The sequence below is a fragment of the Legionella lansingensis genome (genome assembly GCF_900187355.1).
Lineage (GTDB): Bacteria > Pseudomonadota > Gammaproteobacteria > Legionellales > Legionellaceae > Tatlockia > Tatlockia lansingensis.
Map to the genome: position 1 here is coordinate 1054208 of NZ_LT906451.1, position 20956 is coordinate 1075163.

The following is a 20956-nucleotide window of genomic DNA, read 5'->3' on the forward strand; positions in this document are numbered from 1 at the left end:
CAGAGGCTTTAAAGGAAAATGCGCGATTTTTTTACAGGGATATACTATTTTTTCTCGGGTCTGCGAAGCTTAAATAAAAAAGGACTTAGGCGTTTTGTCGTGATGCCCGTGATTTTTAATCTTTTTGTTTATGGGGCAATCGCTTATTTGGGCTATCATTATTTATCACCTTGGGCAGATTACTACATTAGTAAATTACCTCATTGGCTTAGTTTTCTGAGTGTGGTTTTTACTATCTTATTTTTTCTATTATTTATTCTCTTTTTTTTAACTACCTTTTCCGTTTTGGCCAATTTGTTTGCTGCACCTTTTAATGGTTTATTAGCCGAGCGAGCTCAAAAGATCCTACAGAATGCGTCTATTCCTGAAAGAGGGTTCGGTAAGGCAGTGATTCAAAGTATTAAACGACAGGGGCAATTTATTGCTTATTATGTACCACGCTTACTACTGATGTGTTTTTTGTTTTTTCTGCCACCATTTCACCCCATGTTACCCTTCTTATGGTTTGTATTTAATGCATGGATACTGAGTATTCAATATCAAGATTTTGTTATGGATAATAATTTGATTGATTTTAAGACAATGCGAAGCATGATTAGTAACAATAAAAGTTTATCGTTAGGTTTTGGGTTTGCAGCAAGTTTATTAAGTTTTGTTCCTTTTATGAACCTTTTAGTCATGCCAGCAGCTGTGATCGGTGCTACTAACATGTTTTATCTAAAAATTTATTCTAAAATTAGACAAAATTCTAAAAATAGACTATAGTTGGATTATAGTTGCAAGAAGAAGACTATCATGAAAACTTCAACTCAAGTCTCATTATCTGTTCCTAATGAAGTTGCATGGAAGGCTTTAAAAAATTTGGTGGAAAGATTCTCTTTTAATAAAGAAGAGGCCCTTATCTTGATGGGAGACATGCCGCCTTCCTCTTATTATAAAGGGATAAGTAAATATGAGGGTAATTTAACAAGAGATGAAAAAGAACGCATTTCTTTGTTACTAGGTATCTATAAGGACCTGCGAATTTTGTTTGTTGATAGCAACCAGGCTATGTCGTGGATAGATCGAAAAAATAATTTGCCTCCATTTAATGGCCTTAGCCCAAGAAACTACATGATGGAGGGCAGTTTAATGAGGCTCGCAGAGGTACGAAGGTTTTTGGATTTTTGGCGAGGATATTAATATATAGATGTTCAATTATACGGATTTTAAAGAAAAAACACATCGCCTTATTCCATCACGCTATCCTCCAGTTACATTATTTGACTGGGTGGAGTCTCCTGAAGAATTGGAACAACTTGCTTACCTTGAGGGTCTAACCAATGATCGTTTAACCACGGAGTATGGTCAAATTTCCTTAGTGGCTAAAGATGATTGGGTAGGGGGACCAGGAGCAACGCCATTAATGGCGGCTTTTACCCATTTTGGTGTTTCAAGATTTAGTGATGGAACATCGTATGGGATTTACTATGCTGGCGATTCCATAAGAACGGCGATTGCTGAAACCAGGTTTCATAGGGAACGTTTCCTGGCTGCATCGCAGGAGCCTCCTTGCATTGTACAAATGAGAGAATATACCGCTTTCGTTACAAAACCTCTGGTTGATTTATCTAGTGATGTCTACAGAGACTACTTAAATCCTAACATCAATGCTTATTTTAAAAGTCAGGAGTTAGGACGCGAAATAAAGCGGCAAAACGAATGGGGCTTACTGTACCCCAGCGTAAGAAGCGAGAGCGCAGATGCTAGGTGTCTGGCAATCTTCAGACCTCCAGCGCTAACTTTGCCTGTGCAAGCGGGGCATTATGATTATATTTGGGATGGTAACTGCATTGCTGAGATAAGGAAATCCGTGAAGTATCAGTAGAAAATTTCAGCAAAATATAAGACTTCAAATAAATGCTAAACTAAGATGGAGTTTAGCAAGAAATTTGTGTCATGGTAGACAACCCTGAATTGTCTATATTGCCAGCTTTATTAACATAACTGGAGATTTGACGATGAAAACGATTACAGTGAGTATTTCTTCTTTATTTCTTATGGCATTCAGCTTTTCTTCATTTGCCGATAAGGTTGTTATATCTGGTCCGCCAGTTGTTTTGGAAGATCGTGGTGCTGTTTACTATGTTCCTAACACTTACACAACAACCAGCTCTTATCATTATGTAACTATCGGTGGTACTAACAAGATATGTTATGCGGAGGCACAACCCTCTCTAGCCGCTTTAAGTTCGAATGTGATTGAAGTAAATATAGGTGGACGAACAGTTAACTGGACCTGCTATCCCTATGATGAGGCTTATTTCGCTGTAAGTCCTTAATTTTAGCGGGGCGGATTTTCCCCGCCCCCATCATTTTCATTTCTTGCATGCAGCAATTGCTTTTAAGACTGTTATTCACAAATTATAAAGTTTATCCTCAAATTACGTTGGGAACGTTCCCTTACTCTACAGATGAAAGAAAAAGTATAGTAAATTGTCATTTGGGACATTGTGTTCATTTAGTAGCATTTTCATCATGGAGAAGAAAAATGACATTTAAAATACCTACCTTGGATGAGTTAATCCCTTTTGCAGACCGTCTGCTCGGTGATTATAAAGAAGAACGCCAGCTCATGGATAAGAATAGGTTTCTAGCCTCCTATAGAGGTGAAACAAACAATCCAAATAGGTCAAGCGATATTAATTTTATCTGTACCGTTGCCAAAAATATCGATAAAAATAGATATCAATATCAGACGCTTGCACGAATATTTCGTAAGGAAACACCTAACAATCAGCAAATAACTGAATTTTTAAGGCGTGCTTTAGCCGGTGTATATTTATTGCATTTAGATAAAATCAATAACGAATATACGTTTGAAAGTTCAGTTAAAGATAGATCAGCTTTAGCAAAATTATTGTGTGAGCTATTTGAGGTGGAAAAATTCAGCGAAATCCCTGCACTAACCATAAAAAATTGCCTAAACGACCTCAAGCTCTATCTTCGGTTTATGACGACGAATGCTGGAGCAAACCTAAGATGGCATGAGAGTAAAAGCAATGAGATCTTATTTAAAGAGATTACTGACGCAATACCTGACGTGGAGCCATCAACACAAGCAAGTCTTAGTATGTGATCTAAGCGTAACGTAGTCATTCAATCCATATGGATTTGTAGTACAGTGACAGCCTAATGTTGACAGGGGAAAAAGGGTTTCTTCTTAATCGTTCCTCAAAGAGAATTCCTCGCCTCGGGGTCCTGTCACTGCAGGTATCCCACCGTGCTCGCAAGCTGCGCGCGGTGGGAGCCCTCCTTCCGTGCCACCCCTCGTTGAAGATCGTTACCTGTCAAAATTAGGCTGTCACTGTCGTAGTCCTATTTCCGAGCATAGAGGACTATGGAGAACAATACTAACAGCATACCCAGACCTTGCTGAAGGGTTAATTGCTCTCCCAAAATTGCGAAAGCCAATATTACAGTAGCAAGCGGCATCGCCGCTGTAGAAAGAGAAGCTAGAACACCATCCACTTGCTGGCAGCCAAAATACCAAAAAACATAAAATAATCCTGAACTTAGTCCTAAAATAAACATGATTATCCATGTCGTTAGATCAAACGTAGGGGTTTGCAGGTAGAAGAGAATGCCGAGGGGTAAGGTTAACATTGCATTTATGCCATTCATCAAAGCCGAAATAAGAAAGACTGGGAGGCGATTTGGGTAAGCTCGAGATAAAACATAATAGGCAGCTTCAGGCAAAAGAGAAAAAAGAATGATAATATCGCCAACAAATGAGTGAATGACTTGCGTGCCAGAGAGTTTGCCATAAGCAATCGTCATAAGCCCCATGGTAGCAAAAAAGATACAAAGACCTTGTTTTCCTGCTATTCTTTCCCCAAGAAAAATCCAGGAGAGAATAGCAATCATTGCTGGCAGCGTACTGGTAATGATCCCGGCAACATTGGCATCGGTATAATGTAAGCCTAAAAGCATAAGACAGTTGAATAGCACACCAGCAGAAAGAGCCTGAGCGAGAATAAAAAGCCAGTCTTTTCGTTTGAGTTCAGAAAAAAAGTAACTTAAGGGGGTGGCTTCTTTAAGATAAGTAAGCCAATGTAAAGCTAAAAGGATTAAAGTTGCCAAGGTAAAACGTATAAACAACAGAAAAAATATGGGTAGTGAGGCCAATAACACTTTAGACGCTACGATATTAATTCCGACCATCGTTTGCGCAAGAATTAAAAATACCAGTCCCTGTGAAGGACTTTTAGCTGCTGTACGCATAATGATAAACCAACCCCAGAGTTATAAGACTAAAATATAAACCATAGTTTACCAGGTCTTTTAGTTCTAGTTCTTGTCTTTAGGACGCATACTCTTTGCCGTTAGCGTCATATGGCGCCATTGAGAAGGGGTCATACAGAAAAATTTAGTGAATCGTCGGCTGAAAGCAGATAAATTTTCATAACCTACTTCGAAGGCAATCTCTTCAATGGACAATTTAGCTTTACTCAATAACATTTGAGCATATTCCAATTTTTTTATACGCCAATATTCAGCAAGACCAAGCCCAGTCTCTTCTTTGAAACGCCGTTGCAACTGACTCTTACTAAGACAACAGTGTCGGGCTAATTTAGAAATATCCATTGGCGCAGCAAGATGTTTTGCAATCCACTCTTTGGCAAGTTGTACACTGCGATGACTTAGCAAGGAAGATGGGGATAAAACATTCACCATCAATTGATAGAGTAGATAATCTGTGAGGGGATCTTGCGTTGTTTGCAAATAGGAGTGAGTGAAGCAAATGAATTTTTTTACAGTAGCAGTTACATAAACAAAAGGTTTTAGTTCTGGCGATTGTTTTGGGAGGTCGGCTACTAAAAACAAGTTGTCCTGACTTCCTGCGAAACAGTGGCGGCTGTTGGTGGCAATATACGCGCCAATGCCATCTTTGACCTGACTACCTCGACCCTCAATCTCTAGTTCAAGTGAGCCACGAATAGGTAGGACTATTTGAGCAAACTCATGGCTATGACTTGCGCTTTCTGTCTTGTACGAACGTAGAGAAATGATATTCGACATAACTTTGGGTAGTGAATTAATAATAACTATGAGCAATTTTATCACAAATTCGGTGAGAGTCTGTTATCCCCCACCATGCTCGGGATGACACGTTCTTGTGTATTTGCGGACAACTGAGTTTAGCTCCAGCAATAATGCGTCATAAAAAGAAAAGAACCATCATCATAGAGACGATAGCTATTGTAGGCTGATGGTGTTGGCATAAAAAACAAGTCATCTTGGGAGCGATCAAATTGTGCCCATGTAGAAGGGCAGCTCAAATACAATATTTTTTGCCGCAGAAGGCTAAATTCAGTATGAGCATGTCCAAAGATGACTGCTTTTACTTGTTCGAAGCGTTGAACGATAGAATTAAAATCAGCGGCATTTTCAAGGATGATTTTCTTAAACTTTTCAGATCCAAAAGCAATGGGTGGGTGGTGTAAAAAAATTAATATATGTTGATTTGGATGTTGCGTCAGAGTGTTCTCGAGCATTTCTAGATCACTATTGATGATGCGCCCCGAGTGCTTTACTAGCCCTGAATGACTCGAATCTAATAAAATATTTAACCATTTACCAATAGAGAGGACAGTTTTCGAAGAAATATTATAGCCAAAAAAATGTTCCTTCATCATCTCAAAGGAATCATGATTTCCTGGAATAGCAGCAACCGTGTGGGGGAGTGTTCTAAAGATAGAAGCTAGTTCCTGGTATAACGCAGGGTCAGGATCAGCGACAAGATCACCTGTTAGGATGATAATCTTTTCCTCTGGTATAGTGGTTTCGATATGCTTTAAGACATTAGCCAGACCTTCAGCGGGGAGTTTGGGATGATTTTTTAAAGGCTTTTCTCCTGAGAAATGAAGATCAGATAGTTGAACCAGCGTTATTGGCGAATTGGTGGACATGATCACCTTGGGCTATGAGGAATTCCTTAATTTATTATGAGACAAGAGAATGTCAAGCGCTTGATAATGTCTACTCATGTTGCATTTGCAATACGGGAAGGGATATGTAATCGTTAGCAAAGCTGATTATCAAGGAGTAGATATGAGTGCACAGGACTTGCTAAATGATTTGCAAAAAATCATAGAGCCTTATGATTGGAGCAAAGAAGTTCGTTTTAATTGGATACGGCAGTTTAGTAGAAGTTTGGTTTTTTTCCGCAACCCTGAGTATGCCTATGAATTTGATAAGTTAACCCAAGAGGAATTCTTAAGTCCCAAAGGTATTATCGCCATCAACCGTTTTCTGAATGGGCATGCTAGCTCCGACCTAAAAATCGCTGGTATAAAAAAGGCTCTTTTAGACAGAGGTTATGATGGTGAGCAAGAAAGTAAAAGTTGGAAAAGAACCGACACGACTCATAAGGTCTACTGTGCTTTGGCAAAAGCGATAGTTGCGTTTGAACGGGATGAGAAGTTTTCTCGAGAAACGTTTGTCAAGCCGAACTAATGCAGGTATAACAGCTGTTTAAATGATACATGAGTAGAGGAATGTTATGCATTATAAATTGGAAGATATTCTTAAATATAGTAGAGACATCCAGGAAGCATGTGGTAGAACCGGAGTACCGGCAAGAGTGCCCAATGCTAAATCAAAGTGGGATGGTGAAGAGAAGTATGTCGAAGAGTGCCTAAGGACGCTTAGTCAAACCCCTACTAAACACCATTTCGAGGTCTATGCGCAAGCTGTATGGTGTGCTGCAAAATACTTAGAGAACAAAGACGCATCAACCAAACAAATGGAATTTTTCAACCAGCATATGAGATTCCTTAAAAAAGGAATGCACGCGCTCCTTCCTGATGCGCACATCCCTTCTCCAAAACCTGTTTATGATGAGCGAGAGCCTCATACTCCAGCAGCAGTAATTTTTTTTAATAGTGGCATTTTTCAAAAACTCAAAAGCTACAGGGATTTCTTAAAGAGCGATAGAAGAGAGCACTTTTTTGGATACCTGGCGGTTAGGGATAAGCATGTCGTATTAAGCGACTTAATTGAAGACTTAGAACGTCAAAAATCCATGGACGGAGTTCAAGCTGTACTTGAGGCGTTTTACTGCGATAACACGAAGACTCCTAATTCAAATAAAACAAAATACCAAATTTTAAATACAGGGCAAGATATTTTGACTTTTATTCTCGGACTATTTGGGCTTAAAAACACCACAACTGTCAATTATTTGAATAAACTTAATGAGTATTCCGAATTTACAAATGAGGTTCAGTTAGAAGAAGATTCTAGTCTCATTAACTCATTAAAGCGTATATTTTAAGTGATTGATAAACCCCTTTACGCTGCGTCTCGGCTTCTCTTCTAGTACCCTCGCCCCTTGTGGGAGAGGGTGGGTGAGGGGTTTCAAGCCCACCCAGAAAGCACAATTTTACCCCTTGACTGACCACTCTCCAGGAGTTTATGCGCTTTGCGTAGGTTTTCGGCATTAATTGTCCCGAAACTCTCATTAAATGTCGTTTTGATTACCCCTTTCTCCACCAAGTGGGCTACCTCGTTTAAAATATGATGTTGTTTAACCATATCTAGCGTCTTAAACTTTGAGCGGGTATACATCATTTCCCAATGAATTGAGATGCTTTTAGGCTTAAAGAGACGTATATCGATATGGGTGGGATCATCAATGAGTGCAAATTTGGATTGCGGTTTGAGGCATTTGACCAGCTCCTCTGCGTGCTCATCGGTATGCGTCAAACTGATAACGTAATCCACTTCATTTATGCCAAGTGCTAAGAGTTGCTCGTGCATGGGTTTACTATGGTCAATGACATGATGAGCACCTTGCTCAAGAATCCATTTTTTAGAATCCTTTCTTGATGCCGTGCCAATGATGGTTAACGTTGTGAGTTGTCTTGCTAGTTGCACTAAAATCGATCCTACTCCGCCAGCGGCACCGGTGATCAGAAGACTAGATTTTTCACTGGCCATGACACCCAGACGGTCAAAGAGGAGTTCCCAGGCAGTTAAAGATGTTAGCGGTAGTGCAGCTGCCTTTTCAAAAGAAAGATTTTTTGGTTTAAGACCTACAATGCGTTCGTCAACAAGATGAAGTTCACTGTTCGTTCCAGGGCGGGTGATATCGCCAGCGTACCAAACTTCATCCCCTGGTTTGAAGAGTTGCACGCCTTCACCTATTGCTTTTACTATGCCCGCGGCATCCCACCCTAATACTCTATATTCGCCTGGAGGTGGTTCTTCTCTCACCCTAACCTTGGTATCAACGGGATTAACGGCAACGGCTTTGATTTCAACCAGTAAATCTCGCCCATTGGCTACTGGGCTTGGCAACTCGATATCCACCAATGAGCTGCTATCATCGATGGGCAGGGATTTTTGATATCCAATGGCTTTCATGCTAGATTCTTAGCCTCTAAATGTAAAGTTTATTTGTTATACCATAGATAAAAAAAATTATCCTAGATTATCGTTTAAACGCTTAATCAATTGATTAAAATATTTTTTTTCTTCCTCACTAAATCCTTGTAAAGCCAATTCATTCAGTTTTTGTGCGCACAGGTCAATCTCATTTTTTACTGCCAATGCTTTTGCAGTTGGGAAAACAAGATAAACGCGCCTATCGTTTTCTGACGGTTTGCGACGAATAAATCCATCGCGTTCCATACGATCAAGGGTCCTGACTGCTGTTGGTTGCTCAATCCCGATGCGCTTACACATTTCAGCTTGTGTGAGGCCTGCTTTTGCAAATAATTCCATTAAAAAAGAGGTATAGGCATGGGTAATTTTATAGGGTTTGAGTAATTCATTGGCTTTTTTAACCAGCAAGCGATTGGCTTTTTTTAAGAGGGTCGATGTTTGCATACAATGATCCATTTTATATTTATTGCTAATATATAGCATGCTATGTTATAGTGCGCAATATTTAATTTCTAGGAGTTCTGATGGTAACGCAAGATATATATCAAGTGGATGCATTTACCACAAAATTGTTTGGTGGTAATCCAGCGGCAATCTGTCCTCTTAATCGTTGGCTTGATGACAAAACAATGCAAGCCATTGCCAATGAAAATAATTTGTCAGAGACGGCATTTATTGTAAGAGAAGGAGAAGCCTATCACATTCGTTGGTTCACCCCTAACTCAGAGGTTGCTCTTTGCGGACATGCAACATTAGCCAGTGCCTATGTGATTTTTACAATGTTAGGTCATGCTGGGAATAGCATTACGTTTAAGAGTTTAAGTGGTGAATTGCAAGTTAAAAAACAAGGGGAGCAATTACAACTGAATTTTCCTGCTTTACCTTATAAACAAATGACTCCTTCTTCTGCCTTACTTGCTGCATTGAATGTTACACCTAAAGCTGTTTATGAAAGCACCTTTGACCTCCTATTGATTTTTGCTGAAGAAAAAGAAGTCGAGGAAGCTAAACCTGATCTTAACGCGATCAGTTTGTTGCAAAATCGAGGAATAATATTAACGGCTCCCTCAGCAAAGTTCGATGTTTATTCTCGCTGCTTCTACCCTGGCTGTGATGTCCCTGAAGACCCGGTAACAGGTTCAGCTCATTGCGTTATTGCACCTTATTGGAGCGAGCGGCTAGGAAAACAACGCATTCACGCTTCTCAAGGATTGAAACGTCAAGGGGAGTTAATTTGTGAGGTCAGTGGTGATCGCGTATTACTCACGGGAAGTTGTCGACTTTATTTGCAGGGAAAGATAGCTCTAGCCTAAAAAGTAAAACTTGAACATGGCAGGGTTACGTTGTTAGACATCTGTGTCATTTTCGTCTTCTTACATAACGCCAAACAAAAACAAGAATGATAATGCCGATCAAGATTAAAACCAGTGAGAGCTTTTCATTGGGACTAAAAAAGCCATCCATGAACTCTGCTTTTTTGTCAGGAATTATAATATCGGCATAGGAAGAGAAGGACCAGAATCCTAATAACACCAAGGCAATAAATTTAACCAACACAATATCGCTCCCACGAGAATAGAGGTAATATTTAACAACATGGAATAAAACAAGCCTCTACGAAAGGTTTGCGCCATGATTTCATAAATGAGAAAGGCTTCACCCAAAATGACAAGAATTTCAGTTAGAAGCCAATCTAAAGGTCGAAAATTAAGCGTCTTTAGGCTGGAATAAATCATTTGCGCTAAGGGATTGGTTAGGCAATTAATCCCTACGATAAACAGTATCCAGCCCAGGACATGTCTTTGGGGGACATTTTTTTTAATGAAAATAAAAAAAGCTAGCCACTCAGCAAGAATGGTGAGTCCCAAGGTGAGTACTGTATCCATGTTCTGACTGAGATAGCCTATGCGACTACTTGTTTCTGCAATACCAATAATGTTGGCATCCATTTTTCCTCTAAGCTCCTACTTATTTTCCCTTAGCTTTTTTGGCGCAGCTCATATTTTCTACGAACTGTCCTATATCAGTAAGCATTTGGCGTACAAACTGCCGCCAAAGTTTATCTTCAGTGTAATGAGTGTATTACTGCTTTTATTATTAATAAAGACCATCGCTATTTTTACTTCGATTAAGCACTTGGTGGTGATTGAAATCCTTTTCGTGCTGATGTTGCTGACGGTAACAATTTATTTCAAAGCAAGTATTTTAAATATCATCGCGTTGTTCATATTTTCTCTTACTTTTATAGTTAGTCCTATTCTACTCTTTCTATGCTTGGCTTTTTTGCATAATCTGACGCCTTGGGGATTTTTGCTGGAACAAAAGGCAGCGAAAAAAGCTTGGTTGATTTTTATCATAAATCCTATCCTGGTTTTTGTCCTATCGATGGGGTTTGCTATTGACACTGATTTCTATACCACTGAGCAAAGTCATCTTTATTTGTCTCATTATCTTGTTTCCCCTGATAGGGGGGTAATTACTATCGCTTTTTTTGCTAGTGCTGTCTATTTGCAACTCATTCATTACTATTATGTCATTAAAGTGCTGCCGACGTTTTGTAAAACGCCTATAAAGCTAAATATTCTTCTGGTGAGTCTATTTTTGTTATTGGCAATAAGCTTTTTGTATGATTTTCAAGCTAGTAAGAAATTATATAGTCTTATGGCTATGGTACACGCCTATCTAGAAATCCCTCTATTACTTTATCTATTACCCAAGAAAGAAGGTAAGATTGCGGTTGCCCCTGTTTTGGAACGAAAGAAAATAATAAGGTAATTTCAATCCCTGAGATTCTGAAAAATTTTAATTTTTATCCAGTACTACAGTGGTCGTCTAATTTTGACAGATGGAAAAGCTTCTTTTTAACCTCAAGATATCATTAAAAAACTAGAGTTTTATCTGTAGACTATTTTAAAGAGATAAGGAATAGTCCTGAGGAAAGGATGCAAAAATTACTGTTTAATTTGTTCATGATCAATCTGTTGTATACGTTAGTTAATGCTCCGGCCTTCACCAAGTCAGGTAAGCAAATTTCAGAGGTCAGTCTATATATTGCAAAGAGTTGGGATGTACTTACTCGTAATAACGACGATTTATTAACATCTCAACTCGATACTAAATTAGCTGTTCGTAAGCTAATCATTTATGTGGCAAAAGACGAGGAGATTTCTGCCCTTAAGGCAGCGATTATTAAAAAACTATCAACCGATAACGCGCAATTGCTCGAATTCCACTATTTACCTGATGATATCAATCTCATTCAACAGCATGGCTTACTGTATTTGCCACATCCTTATGTTGTTCCTGGCGGACGGTTTAATGAGATGTATGGATGGGACAGCTTTTTTATAGAGCTTGGGTTACTAGAGAATAACCGTCTTATCTTGGCAAGAAATATGATCGATAATCTGCTTTATGAAATAGATCATTACGGAACTATTCTTAATGCAAATCGAACCTACTATTTGCAACGCTCCAGTCCCCCACTGTTAACACAGATGATATTGGCTTACTATTATAAAACCTTGGACAAAGAGTGGCTAAAAACCACTTTGCCTGGGATAAATAAACTATATCAATATTGGGTTTCACCCCCTCATTTAATCCCTGAACTTCATTTGTCCCGCTATTATGCGAAGGGGGAGGGCCCTTGTCCAGAGGAGTCTACTGAGTACTATTCAAAGGTTTTAGCTTATTTTAAAACGCACCACGTTAAAGATTACGACAAGAGCCTCTATTACAACGAAAATACCAATCAACTAACAAAGCTTTTCTATAGAGCGGATCGTAGTCTTAGAGAGTCTGGACTAGATATCACTGCAAAATACGGTCCTTTTGGTGCGGCGATTTTAGATTATGCTCCTGTAGATTTAAATGTCCTTCTATATAAAATGGAAGAGGATACCCATGAAATTTATCAAATTTTAAAAGAGCCAGCAGTAGCAGAGATATGGGCAAAACGTGCCAAAGAACGAGCTCAACGAATCAATCGTTATTTGTGGGACAAAGATATGGGTTTTTATTTTGATTATAATTTTAAAACCAAGCGATTACGTCGCTATATTTATGCCACCACTTTTTATCCTCTGTGGGCAGGCATTGCGTCAAAAGAGCAAGCTAAGGCTGTTGTCAGCAATACCCCTCGTCTCTTAGGTAAGGGTGGACTACTCACGAGTACGAATAACCTTGGCTTCCAATGGGATGCTCCTTTCGGGTGGGCACCCTTGCAATACTTCGCTGTCTATGGATTAGAACGTTATGGTTATAGAGAATTGGCAGTTGATGTCGCCAATAGGTTTATTAATTCAGTGGATGAAGGCTATAAAAAAACGCACACTATTTTTGAGAAATATGATGTAGAAACACTTAGTACTCGTACTACGAATAAAATTAAATTCAGCTATGCAACGAATGAGACTGGTTTTGGCTGGACTAATGGTGTCTATTTAGATTTTGTTAATTTCATCAACCAAAATCATTAAATAATTAGGGAACCTCCCTAATATATTGCATCAGCTCCCTGAGGGTTGAGGGAGCGGAATACAGTTAATTACGATTTTTGTACAATTTCAGAACCAGAGCGATATACTCGAAAACCAACCAAACCTATAAGACAAGCACCAATTACTGCACAGTAAGGGATAAGCATTAAGGAGGCCCTATAAGATTCCAAAGAGTATTCTCTGAGACCGTCTGCATTTAGTGCTCCGGACCAAGTGGCATCCATCGCGTGGCCGATCAATGTATGAAAAAATGATCCTCCGAGCATATTAATACAATTTAGGAAAGCTACTGTCACACCCAATAATTTGGTCTCAACTAAATCGGCACCTGCTGCAAAGACAATAACCTGGTAGCAACACATGATACCTATTGTTAAGAACAACAATGCCAATGAATACCAATTGTATGTTGTGCTTGAGAGCAGGAATTTAAAGGCGAGCGCCATGACAAGACCACAAAGACTGATGACCATGTAATTACCAAATTTCCTGCTTAAGCATGCCAATAGTGGTCCTCCAACGAGCATCCCCATAAAAATAAAAGAAATTAATTGTGCGGCTTCACTTTTACTTATCTCGAATGCTGTTGTTAAATAAGGCACTCCCCAAATATCGGCAAATCCCTCAAGAGAGCCAACCATTAGCAAATTGGCAAAGGCTAAGAGCCAGATAGAGGGTAACCTTAATATCGCTTTAAAATTCACTAACTTAAAAACATCTTGCTCATTGTTAGGGTTTTCCGGAGTTCGTAAAAAGCAAAAGACAGTAAAACCAAGAACGATAGCGACAAAAGCTAGAGTGAAGGCTATGTGTTGCCAAGCATGATTTTCTATAAGCACAGTAATTGGTTTCCCGCCATAAATAGCGCCAAGAAGGCCAACACTAAAGGAAAAGCCAATCATTTTGGCATAATGTTCTTTTGAGAACCACTGTGAAGCAACTTTTGATACAGCTAGAAATCCTACAGCGGAACCCGCACCAACTAAAAATCGGCTTAAACATGCTAAATACCATTGATTGGTCATGGTAAAAAGAATAGTAGCGAGTCCACAAAGAATTGCCAGTGCACTAACGACATAGTGCACTTTAAACCGCTCTAGCATGATAGCAACAGGGATTTGCATACCAGCGTAACCATAATAGTAAAGCGCAGCAAGAACGCCAAAATGACTGGCATCAATAGAAAATTGCTCCATAATTTGATGCATCATTAAGCCTGGCCATAAGCGTAAAATAAATTGATAAGTAAAAAATGACAGAGGCAAAAGCCACATAAACAATGGTAAAAATTTTGATTTTTTCGTAAGCATAGCTGCCCTCATTGCTAGAATTTTAAAGGAAGTGATAAGGAAAATTTTGAATGTGAGATATGGTTTCGGCTTTTCAGCCGATAATATGAAGGGAAATAATAATAGCAATGATATTAGAGGATGCAGACCACATTAGTATAGAAAATATCTTTTAGTTCAATAAATAACTATACAGGACTTTTTGTAACCTGAAAAGTTAATTTTTATATATTTTAATTACAACACTAGGTAATTCTTGGCCCATTTGGTTCTCCAAAAGAGGCTACTATCCGAATATCGTGAAAGATTCCTCAGGATCCGGGAGATTCTTGAAATACACAGCGCATTTGTAGCTAAAAAAGAATGTATTATAATTAAAAATGCTACTAATTTCTCGGACAATAAGATGAAAAAATTATTGAGTTGTTTTCTTTTGGCTTTCACAACATTAACTCAGGCGGCTAATTCTATGTCTATAAACGTTGATACAAGTGCAACTCAATTCCTGGTGACGTTACCAGCTAACCCGACCACCGGTTACCAATGGACGGTTGAGGATTATGACAAATCTTTTTTGAAATTATTATCAAGTCGTTATGCTGCGCCGCAAACAAAATTAATGGGGGCAGGGGGGGAAATGTCGTTTACCTTCCAGTTAATAAGCGGACGATCCTACCCTAAAAATACTACTTTGGTATTTAAGTATGCGCGGCCTTGGGAGCCTCAGACAGGAACGGTGCAGAAGGTAACGGTAAACTTCATTAGCAGCAATAACACGCCATCTGATGGTAACGGAAAGTATAAGTAATACATATATACTGCACTTCAATGAAGTGCAGTATATATACTGGTATAACTAATTAAACGAGTTCGACGTCTTCAGCTTGAGGACCTTTTTGCCCTTGGCCTGCTCTGAACAAGACAGCCGCACCCTCAGCTAATGTTTTAAAGCCACTGCTTTGAATTGCACTGAAATGAACAAAGTAGTCTTTACCATCACTTTCAATGAAGCCGAAACCCTTCTTATCATTAAACCATTTTACCTTACCACGAATTTTCTCTGACATAGTTACTCTTTCTGTTTCTATATAATTCCGGATCACATTGTAGCATCATTCTGAAATTTTGCTAGACCCTAAAGCTTTTCCAAAATGAAGTTATCTTTTAGAGTGGTAAACCCTTACAGCTTATAGATACAATACTTTATTTCTCCATTAGTAATATTTAATTCAATATTGGGGGTTGGGAGCTAATGTATGGGAGAATAAAATTTTCTCTTTAATTTCTGCAGGAATAGCACTTCTTCGGTTATAATGCTGTTTTTCATCAAATAAGGGGCATTAAGTGCGCACTTTACTCTTGTCTTTATTAATTGGATTGCTATCTTTTGGGTTGATGGTCGATGAAGCTTCCGCAAAACGATTTGGTGGTGGTAGAAGTTTTGGTGTGCAACGTTCGCACCATAGTCTTTTCTCCTCTAAGCCTAAGCAAAATACAATAGGGCAATCTAGTAATCGAAGCAGATGGGGAGGGGTCTTAGGTGGATTACTGGCTGGTGGTTTGCTAGCTAGCCTCTTCATGGGTAATGGCTTGGGAAGTGGATTGTTATCCTGGCTAATTGTTGGTACTTTATTGTTCTTTGTTGTTAATTTCTTACGCCGGCGCATGCAACCTGGTTTGCAACCGTCAAGTACTATGTCTAGACAAACCCCATATAGCTGGCAGAGCAATAATAATTACCAAAACACAAATCGTGGTTCATCATCTTTGACAGGCTTCGTGGAGGAGGATTTTTTGCGTGAAGCCAAGGTGAAGTTTATCCGTTTACAAGCTGCCTATGATCAAAAAAATCTTCAGGATCTGCAAGATTTTACTGCGCCTGAGGTTTTTGCAGAAATTAAAATGCAGCTGGAAGAACGAGGTAATGAACCTAATCGTACTGAAGTGATTAATTTGAATGCTCAGTTGCTAGATATTTCAGAACAGGTGGACTCTACCATTGCAAGTGTGCGCTTTACGGGTTCAATTAAGGAAGATAATGATCCAGTCTCTGCTTTGGATGAAATTTGGCATTTTCGTAAATTTTATAATTCCAAAGACTGGATTGTCGGTGGTGTCCAACAAGACGCTCCTGCTTTATAAGTATTATTCTTTGGCAGCATTTAAGTTGCGGAGAAAAAATAATTAGTTTAGGTTATTTGTCTATGGAAAAATTGTTTTCTTACGGAACATTACAATTAGACTCCGTGCAAATTGCTACCTTTTCACGTCTGTTAAAAGGTAGCAAAGATCATTTAAAAGCCCATAAATTAGACGATCTACAAATCACCGATCCCTATGTCATTGAAGTAAGTGGGAAGGCAATTCATCAAATATTAATGCCTACAGGAAACGATAGCGATATTGTTGAGGGAACAGTATTTGAATTAACGTATGAAGAGCTTCTGCAGGCTGATGCCTATGAGGTGGGCGATTATCAACGCATTCAAGTGCAGTTGGCGTCAGGAACAAAGGCTTGGGTTTATGCTCATCGTTCTGTTGCCAAAGAAACCATGACTTCCTCATTGACCAACTGTGTCATTCCCGCGTAGGCGGGAATCCATCTTGATTAAAAGCCTTGTGCTACTCCAGAATGTATTCCCGCTATGCGGGCTGATATATCCCCACGAAAAATTGTATAGGCTTGAACCGAGGAACCAGAGTAGCCTTGATGAAGCGTAAGGATACATCAGTTAGCTCTCCACTGTATTTATTTTTTTAAATGGTAAATACCGAGGCTCCCAGAACATATCTTTGATGACTTTTTCTAGATCGGCTTTCTGGTTACGCTGTGCCAAATTTTCTTTAATTGCAGTATGAGCTACGGCAAGCGCTATCTGTTTGGCGACAGTTTGAGCTTCATCAAGTGAAGGCAGAAGAGGCAAAAAACTTTCCTTTTTGCATGGTGAAAACTCGCTTAAGGCTTCTGCAGCTGCCCAAATCATCTTTTTCGATAGCTTTGATGCTTCTACTGCTAAGATACCTAGGCCGATACCTGGAAATACCAGCGCATTATTACACTGGGCAATTTCTAACAAACGATTTTGATATTCTACGGCCGGGAATGCTGTTCCAGTAGCTATCAATGCTCTACCTTTACTCCAGGTCATAATATCTCTAGGTTGGGCTTCACATCGGTCATCTGGATTAGACAGAGGGAAAATAATCGGTCGCTCACAGGTAGATGACATAATTTCAATGATGTCTTGTGAAAATGCACCTGGTTGTGCTGAACAGCCAATTAAAATGGTTGGTTTGATTTGCCGGACGGTGTCCGTCAGTGAAGGGTATTCCCGACTATGACAACACCAGTCTGCAATCTCATTGGCCTTTCGTGCATAAGGTTTTTGTGCTTCAGTGAGTTCTAAATCAGAGTCTATCAGCAGTCCTTGACGATCAATTAACCAGAAACGTTCATAGGCTTCTTCAAGAGAAAGACCACGCCTTACCATGGCATCAACAATCTGATCACTTATGCCAGTACCAGCTGAACCAGCGCCAAACACAACAATCCGATGATCGTCTAACTTCTTACCTGTTACATCACAAGCGGCGAGAAGAGCAGCTAAAGTTACTGCTCCAGTTCCTTGAATATCATCGTTGAAGGTGCAAAGTTTATCCTGGAATTTGTCCAAAATGCGGCGAGCATTACTGCGGCCAAAATCCTCCCAGTGCAAAAAGGCTTTAGGGAAATATTTATGAACAGCATTCACGAAAGCGAGGATAAAATCATCATATTCTTCAGTATTGATACGTGGGTGCTGACAGCCTAAATATAAAGGATCATTTAATAAATCCTGATTGTTGGTGCCCACATCAAGAAAGACCGGCAACGTTCGTGTGGGATCGATGCCACCGCAAAGCGTATAAACCATCAACTTAGCCACGGGTATATCCATACCTCCTATGCCCTGATCACCAATACCAAGTACTCCTTCGCCATCTGTGACCACAATCAAATCAATTTCTGGGTTAGAACGATTGTTGAGTATCTCTTCGATATGATTTTTATCCAGATGGGTGATGTAGAGTCCACGAGGTTGGCGATATTCATGACTGTAGCGCTTTACAGCTGTACCCACGATAGGTGTATAAATCGTGGGCAACATTTCCCCTAAATGTTTACTGATTAGCTTATAAAACAATACTTGGTTTTTGTCATGGAGATTATTAAGGTAAATGTTTTGCTTTAGACGAGTGCTATAGCTTGCGTATTGTAGATAAGCCCGTTTCACTTGCTCATCCAAGGTCTCCACGCGATGAGGCAATTTTCCTAGCAGACCAAAGGCTTGACGTTCCTCCTGAGTAAAGGCCGTACTTTTATTAAGTTGAGGTGTGGTTAAAAGAGGTTTACCGCAAATTGAGGTTTCTACTATCAGCTCACCCGTTTGTTCATCACGAACTAATCTAAAATCTAACATAGTGTTTACTTTAAAATTAAAAAATCCTCTAACAATAACTAATCAGCTCTATTTATTCAATCTGAAAGGTGCGATTTAAAATGTAGGGCAACGTTCCGTTTCAACCACACCCCAGTTTGAACTCAACATGGCGTTAGCAGTTGACAAATGATAACATCTGAACCTTTATAAATATGCACAAGAGGTTGTTAATGGGGAAATATGTATTCCTAATTTTTGCATCAATTGCATTAGTGGCATGTGGTAGGCAAGATGAGACCTATTATCGTCAAAATCCACAAGCGCTACAACAAGCTGTTCAAAATTGCCCTAATAAAAAACCAGCTGACATAAGCTGTGCCCAGTTGGTGAATATAGCTCGCGAAGTCAATGAACTAGCCTATCAATTACAAACTAGCCCACAAGGCTTTGGTAAATCGATATTGGAACTTCAAGAAAACATAGCACAACAGCAAGCTGCTTTGCAAAGTAATCCTAATCAGCCTGAACTTAAAAGCTCAATTGAAAAAAATAAACAGAATTTGGCACTGCGCCTTGCTATAGTGAAATGGCTAGAGTCACCTGAGAGCTAAGTCATGAGAGTTCTAGTAAGTAATGATGATGGGGTTCACTCTCCGGGAATAAGGGCTTTAGCTAATGAAATGTCGCTTCTTGCAGAAACGATAGTGGTTGCTCCTGATCGCAATCGCAGCGCTGCCAGTAATTCTCTAACCCTTACAAGACCTCTGCGTGTGAGGCAATTGGATAATGGTTATTTTAGTGTTGAAGGAACACCTACCGATTGCGTGCATTTGGCGCTTACTGGTTTCCTTAAGCCAGGAGTAGATATTGTTGTTTCAGGTATTAATGAGGGTGCTAACCTGGGTGATGACATCCTTTATTCAGGAACGGTAGCGGCAGCCGTTGAAGGGCGTTATCTGGGCTTGCCCGCGATTGCCTTTTCTATAGTAGGCGATAATATTCAATACTATGACACGGCAGCGGCAATTGCCCGGCAACTTGTGCTCAAATTAACGAACAATATGTTGCCACCACAAACTATTCTAAATGTAAATATTCCTGACTTACCTTTGGATAAAATTAGAGGGATTGAAGTGACAAGACTCGGGACTCGTCATGGGGCGGAACCAGTCATTAAAGAATATGATCCACGTGGCAGGCCAATATACTGGATAGGCCCCCCTGGATTAGAGGCGGATGCAGGCCCAGGCACAGATTTTTATGCGATTAGTCAAAATTCTGTGTCCATTACTCCTCTACATCTCGACCTAACTCACTATAAGGTTTTTGATCAGTTATCTAATTGGGTGAGTAACATTGATTTGGCGTTATGAAATGGTTATTGGGGAATCTATAAAAATTGGAATGTTTACCAAACCATGTCATTCCCACCTACGCGAGAATGACATGGTTTAATTGAACAGTCTCAAAAATTGGGTTCATGAATTTGGGATTCTATTTAAGTTAGCTAGGACGTGAGTATGTACAGGTTGGGTGTTGTATTAATCATCTTATTTCTTATTGGCTGTGAATCCAGAACAACCTTGGCTCCTGTTGTCGAAGGGAAATGGCGAGCGCAGAAAAATTATCAAGGGACCCATGTCGTTCAACGTGGAGAAACATTATATGCCGTCGCTTTCCGTCATGACCTCGATTATCGCGAATTGGCAGCATTCAACCATTTATCAAGCCCCTATACTTTAAGAGTCGGGCAAGTATTAAGGATAGGTCGCGTTTCTCGTCCTACAGCACGTGCGTTACCATATTCAACGTCAAGTAAGCGGATATATGCTGTAAAAAGAACTACAATAATAAAAAGACAAGCACCCAAATTTAAGCCTATCACGACCTGGGCTACCCCTAGCTCAAGTGGATGGGTTTGGCCTGTGAATGGACGAGTAGCCTCAAGATTTGTTCCGCAACAGGGCAAAAAAGGCATAGATATTGCTGGTAAAAAAGGGGAAAAGATCCGGGCTGCTTCCAGTGGGGTAGTAGCCTACTCTGGTAATGGTTTATCGGGTTATGGAAACTTGATTATCATCAAGCATAATAATCAGTTTCTGACCGCATATGGTAATAATTTACGTAATTTGGTGAAAGAAGGTCAAACAGTTAAAGCTGGACAAGTTATTGCCGAAATGGGGGTTATCGATAGACGATTTTGGGGAGTTCATTTTGAGATCAGAAGGGCAGGAAGACCAGTGAATCCACTCAATTATTTGCGAGGTTAACCACCTAATTGATGTTGCAGTTGGTCATTGAATGAAGGGTGTTT

The 20956-nt window shown here is 39.6% G+C and carries 25 protein-coding genes; 16 read left to right on the forward strand and 9 right to left on the reverse strand.

Annotation, left to right across the window (positions count from 1 at the left end; translation table 11 throughout):
- Nucleotides 1-18 precede the first annotated feature (18 nt).
- The 5 genes from cysZ to CKV79_RS04795 all read left to right on the forward strand — a co-directional run bounded on the left by cysZ (nucleotide 19) and on the right by CKV79_RS04795 (nucleotide 3118).
- Complete coding sequence (gene cysZ / locus CKV79_RS04775; protein WP_028373542.1) at nucleotides 19-765, forward strand: sulfate transporter CysZ; 747 nt, start codon at nucleotides 19-21, stop codon at nucleotides 763-765.
- A gap of 30 nt (nucleotides 766-795) precedes the next feature.
- Nucleotides 796-1182, forward strand: coding sequence for an antitoxin Xre-like helix-turn-helix domain-containing protein (locus tag CKV79_RS04780; RefSeq protein ID WP_028373541.1), 387 nt, complete (start codon nucleotides 796-798; stop codon nucleotides 1180-1182).
- Between the two features lie 7 nt (nucleotides 1183-1189).
- Entirely contained in the window at nucleotides 1190-1867 is a 678-nt protein-coding gene (locus CKV79_RS04785) for an RES family NAD+ phosphorylase (RefSeq protein WP_028373540.1), read from the forward strand.
- Nucleotides 1868-2000: 133 nt separating this feature from the next.
- Complete coding sequence (locus CKV79_RS04790; RefSeq protein WP_028373539.1) at nucleotides 2001-2321, forward strand: hypothetical protein; 321 nt, start codon at nucleotides 2001-2003, stop codon at nucleotides 2319-2321.
- 209 nt (nucleotides 2322-2530) lie between these two features.
- Nucleotides 2531-3118, forward strand: coding sequence for a hypothetical protein (locus tag CKV79_RS04795; protein WP_028373538.1), 588 nt, complete (start codon nucleotides 2531-2533; stop codon nucleotides 3116-3118).
- A 239-nt stretch (nucleotides 3119-3357) separates the two neighbouring features.
- Here the strand turns inward: CKV79_RS04795 and CKV79_RS04800 are convergent, their stop codons facing one another.
- The 3 genes from CKV79_RS04800 to CKV79_RS04810 all read right to left on the reverse strand — a co-directional run bounded on the left by CKV79_RS04800 (nucleotide 3358) and on the right by CKV79_RS04810 (nucleotide 5951).
- On the reverse strand, nucleotides 3358-4263 hold the full coding sequence (locus tag CKV79_RS04800) for a DMT family transporter (protein WP_028373537.1): 906 nt from the start codon (nucleotides 4261-4263) through the stop codon (nucleotides 3358-3360).
- A 66-nt stretch (nucleotides 4264-4329) separates the two neighbouring features.
- Nucleotides 4330-5097 (reverse strand): helix-turn-helix domain-containing protein, encoded by a 768-nt coding sequence (locus tag CKV79_RS04805; protein WP_028373536.1) that lies wholly within the window; start codon nucleotides 5095-5097, stop codon nucleotides 4330-4332.
- 83 nt (nucleotides 5098-5180) lie between these two features.
- Nucleotides 5181-5951, reverse strand: a complete 771-nt coding sequence (locus tag CKV79_RS04810) for a metallophosphoesterase (RefSeq protein WP_028373535.1) — start codon at nucleotides 5949-5951, stop codon at nucleotides 5181-5183.
- 142 nt (nucleotides 5952-6093) lie between these two features.
- Here CKV79_RS04810 and CKV79_RS04815 point away from each other — a divergent pair, with 142 nt between their 5' ends.
- Together CKV79_RS04815 and CKV79_RS04820 are read left to right on the forward strand one after the other, a co-directional pair.
- Complete coding sequence (locus CKV79_RS04815) at nucleotides 6094-6498, forward strand: hypothetical protein (RefSeq protein ID WP_028373534.1); 405 nt, start codon at nucleotides 6094-6096, stop codon at nucleotides 6496-6498.
- 58 nt (nucleotides 6499-6556) lie between these two features.
- Nucleotides 6557-7318, forward strand: coding sequence for a hypothetical protein (locus tag CKV79_RS04820; protein ID WP_157737134.1), 762 nt, complete (start codon nucleotides 6557-6559; stop codon nucleotides 7316-7318).
- Between the two features lie 83 nt (nucleotides 7319-7401).
- Here the strand turns inward: CKV79_RS04820 and CKV79_RS04825 are convergent, their stop codons facing one another.
- Complete coding sequence (locus CKV79_RS04825; RefSeq protein ID WP_028373532.1) at nucleotides 7402-8409, reverse strand: zinc-binding alcohol dehydrogenase family protein; 1008 nt, start codon at nucleotides 8407-8409, stop codon at nucleotides 7402-7404.
- A 57-nt stretch (nucleotides 8410-8466) separates the two neighbouring features.
- A complete protein-coding gene (locus CKV79_RS04830) occupies nucleotides 8467-8874 on the reverse strand; it encodes a MarR family winged helix-turn-helix transcriptional regulator (protein WP_028373531.1) in 408 nt (135 codons plus the stop codon).
- Between the two features lie 80 nt (nucleotides 8875-8954).
- Between CKV79_RS04830 and CKV79_RS04835 the strand changes: the two genes are divergently transcribed.
- Nucleotides 8955-9743 carry a PhzF family phenazine biosynthesis protein gene (locus CKV79_RS04835; protein ID WP_028373530.1) on the forward strand — a complete coding sequence of 263 codons (789 nt, stop codon included), beginning with the start codon at nucleotides 8955-8957 and terminating at the stop codon, nucleotides 9741-9743.
- Between the two features lie 210 nt (nucleotides 9744-9953).
- Here CKV79_RS04835 and CKV79_RS04845 read toward each other — a convergent pair whose 3' ends face one another.
- Nucleotides 9954-10379 carry a hypothetical protein gene (locus tag CKV79_RS04845; protein WP_028373528.1) on the reverse strand — a complete coding sequence of 142 codons (426 nt, stop codon included), beginning with the start codon at nucleotides 10377-10379 and terminating at the stop codon, nucleotides 9954-9956.
- Between the two features lie 124 nt (nucleotides 10380-10503).
- Here CKV79_RS04845 and CKV79_RS04850 point away from each other — a divergent pair, with 124 nt between their 5' ends.
- On the forward strand, nucleotides 10504-11205 hold the full coding sequence (locus CKV79_RS04850; RefSeq protein ID WP_028373527.1) for a hypothetical protein: 702 nt from the start codon (nucleotides 10504-10506) through the stop codon (nucleotides 11203-11205).
- Between the two features lie 167 nt (nucleotides 11206-11372).
- On the forward strand, nucleotides 11373-12911 hold the full coding sequence (locus tag CKV79_RS04855) for a trehalase family glycosidase (protein ID WP_028373526.1): 1539 nt from the start codon (nucleotides 11373-11375) through the stop codon (nucleotides 12909-12911).
- A gap of 68 nt (nucleotides 12912-12979) precedes the next feature.
- On the opposite strand, the gene CKV79_RS04860 is transcribed toward CKV79_RS04855, so the two are convergent.
- Nucleotides 12980-14242 carry an MFS transporter gene (locus CKV79_RS04860; RefSeq protein ID WP_028373525.1) on the reverse strand — a complete coding sequence of 421 codons (1263 nt, stop codon included), beginning with the start codon at nucleotides 14240-14242 and terminating at the stop codon, nucleotides 12980-12982.
- Between the two features lie 385 nt (nucleotides 14243-14627).
- Here CKV79_RS04860 and CKV79_RS04865 point away from each other — a divergent pair, with 385 nt between their 5' ends.
- Entirely contained in the window at nucleotides 14628-15029 is a 402-nt protein-coding gene (locus tag CKV79_RS04865; RefSeq protein ID WP_028373524.1) for a protease inhibitor I42 family protein, read from the forward strand.
- A 52-nt stretch (nucleotides 15030-15081) separates the two neighbouring features.
- On the opposite strand, the gene CKV79_RS04870 is transcribed toward CKV79_RS04865, so the two are convergent.
- On the reverse strand, nucleotides 15082-15288 hold the full coding sequence (locus tag CKV79_RS04870) for a cold-shock protein (RefSeq protein WP_028373523.1): 207 nt from the start codon (nucleotides 15286-15288) through the stop codon (nucleotides 15082-15084).
- 277 nt (nucleotides 15289-15565) lie between these two features.
- Here CKV79_RS04870 and CKV79_RS04875 point away from each other — a divergent pair, with 277 nt between their 5' ends.
- Together CKV79_RS04875 and CKV79_RS04880 are read left to right on the forward strand one after the other, a co-directional pair.
- Entirely contained in the window at nucleotides 15566-16363 is a 798-nt protein-coding gene (locus CKV79_RS04875) for a Tim44 domain-containing protein (RefSeq protein ID WP_028373522.1), read from the forward strand.
- Between the two features lie 62 nt (nucleotides 16364-16425).
- Nucleotides 16426-16812 (forward strand): gamma-glutamylcyclotransferase family protein, encoded by a 387-nt coding sequence (locus tag CKV79_RS04880; RefSeq protein WP_028373521.1) that lies wholly within the window; start codon nucleotides 16426-16428, stop codon nucleotides 16810-16812.
- Nucleotides 16813-16953: 141 nt separating this feature from the next.
- Here CKV79_RS04880 and CKV79_RS04885 read toward each other — a convergent pair whose 3' ends face one another.
- Entirely contained in the window at nucleotides 16954-18681 is a 1728-nt protein-coding gene (locus tag CKV79_RS04885; protein WP_028373520.1) for an NAD-dependent malic enzyme, read from the reverse strand.
- Between the two features lie 191 nt (nucleotides 18682-18872).
- Between CKV79_RS04885 and CKV79_RS04890 the strand changes: the two genes are divergently transcribed.
- The 3 genes from CKV79_RS04890 to CKV79_RS04900 all read left to right on the forward strand — a co-directional run bounded on the left by CKV79_RS04890 (nucleotide 18873) and on the right by CKV79_RS04900 (nucleotide 20912).
- On the forward strand, nucleotides 18873-19253 hold the full coding sequence (locus CKV79_RS04890) for a hypothetical protein (protein WP_028373519.1): 381 nt from the start codon (nucleotides 18873-18875) through the stop codon (nucleotides 19251-19253).
- A gap of 3 nt (nucleotides 19254-19256) precedes the next feature.
- A complete protein-coding gene (gene surE, locus CKV79_RS04895) occupies nucleotides 19257-20015 on the forward strand; it encodes a 5'/3'-nucleotidase SurE (RefSeq protein ID WP_028373518.1) in 759 nt (252 codons plus the stop codon).
- Nucleotides 20016-20162: 147 nt separating this feature from the next.
- Nucleotides 20163-20912, forward strand: coding sequence for a peptidoglycan DD-metalloendopeptidase family protein (locus tag CKV79_RS04900; protein ID WP_028373517.1), 750 nt, complete (start codon nucleotides 20163-20165; stop codon nucleotides 20910-20912).
- Nucleotides 20913-20956: the final 44 nt, after the last annotated feature.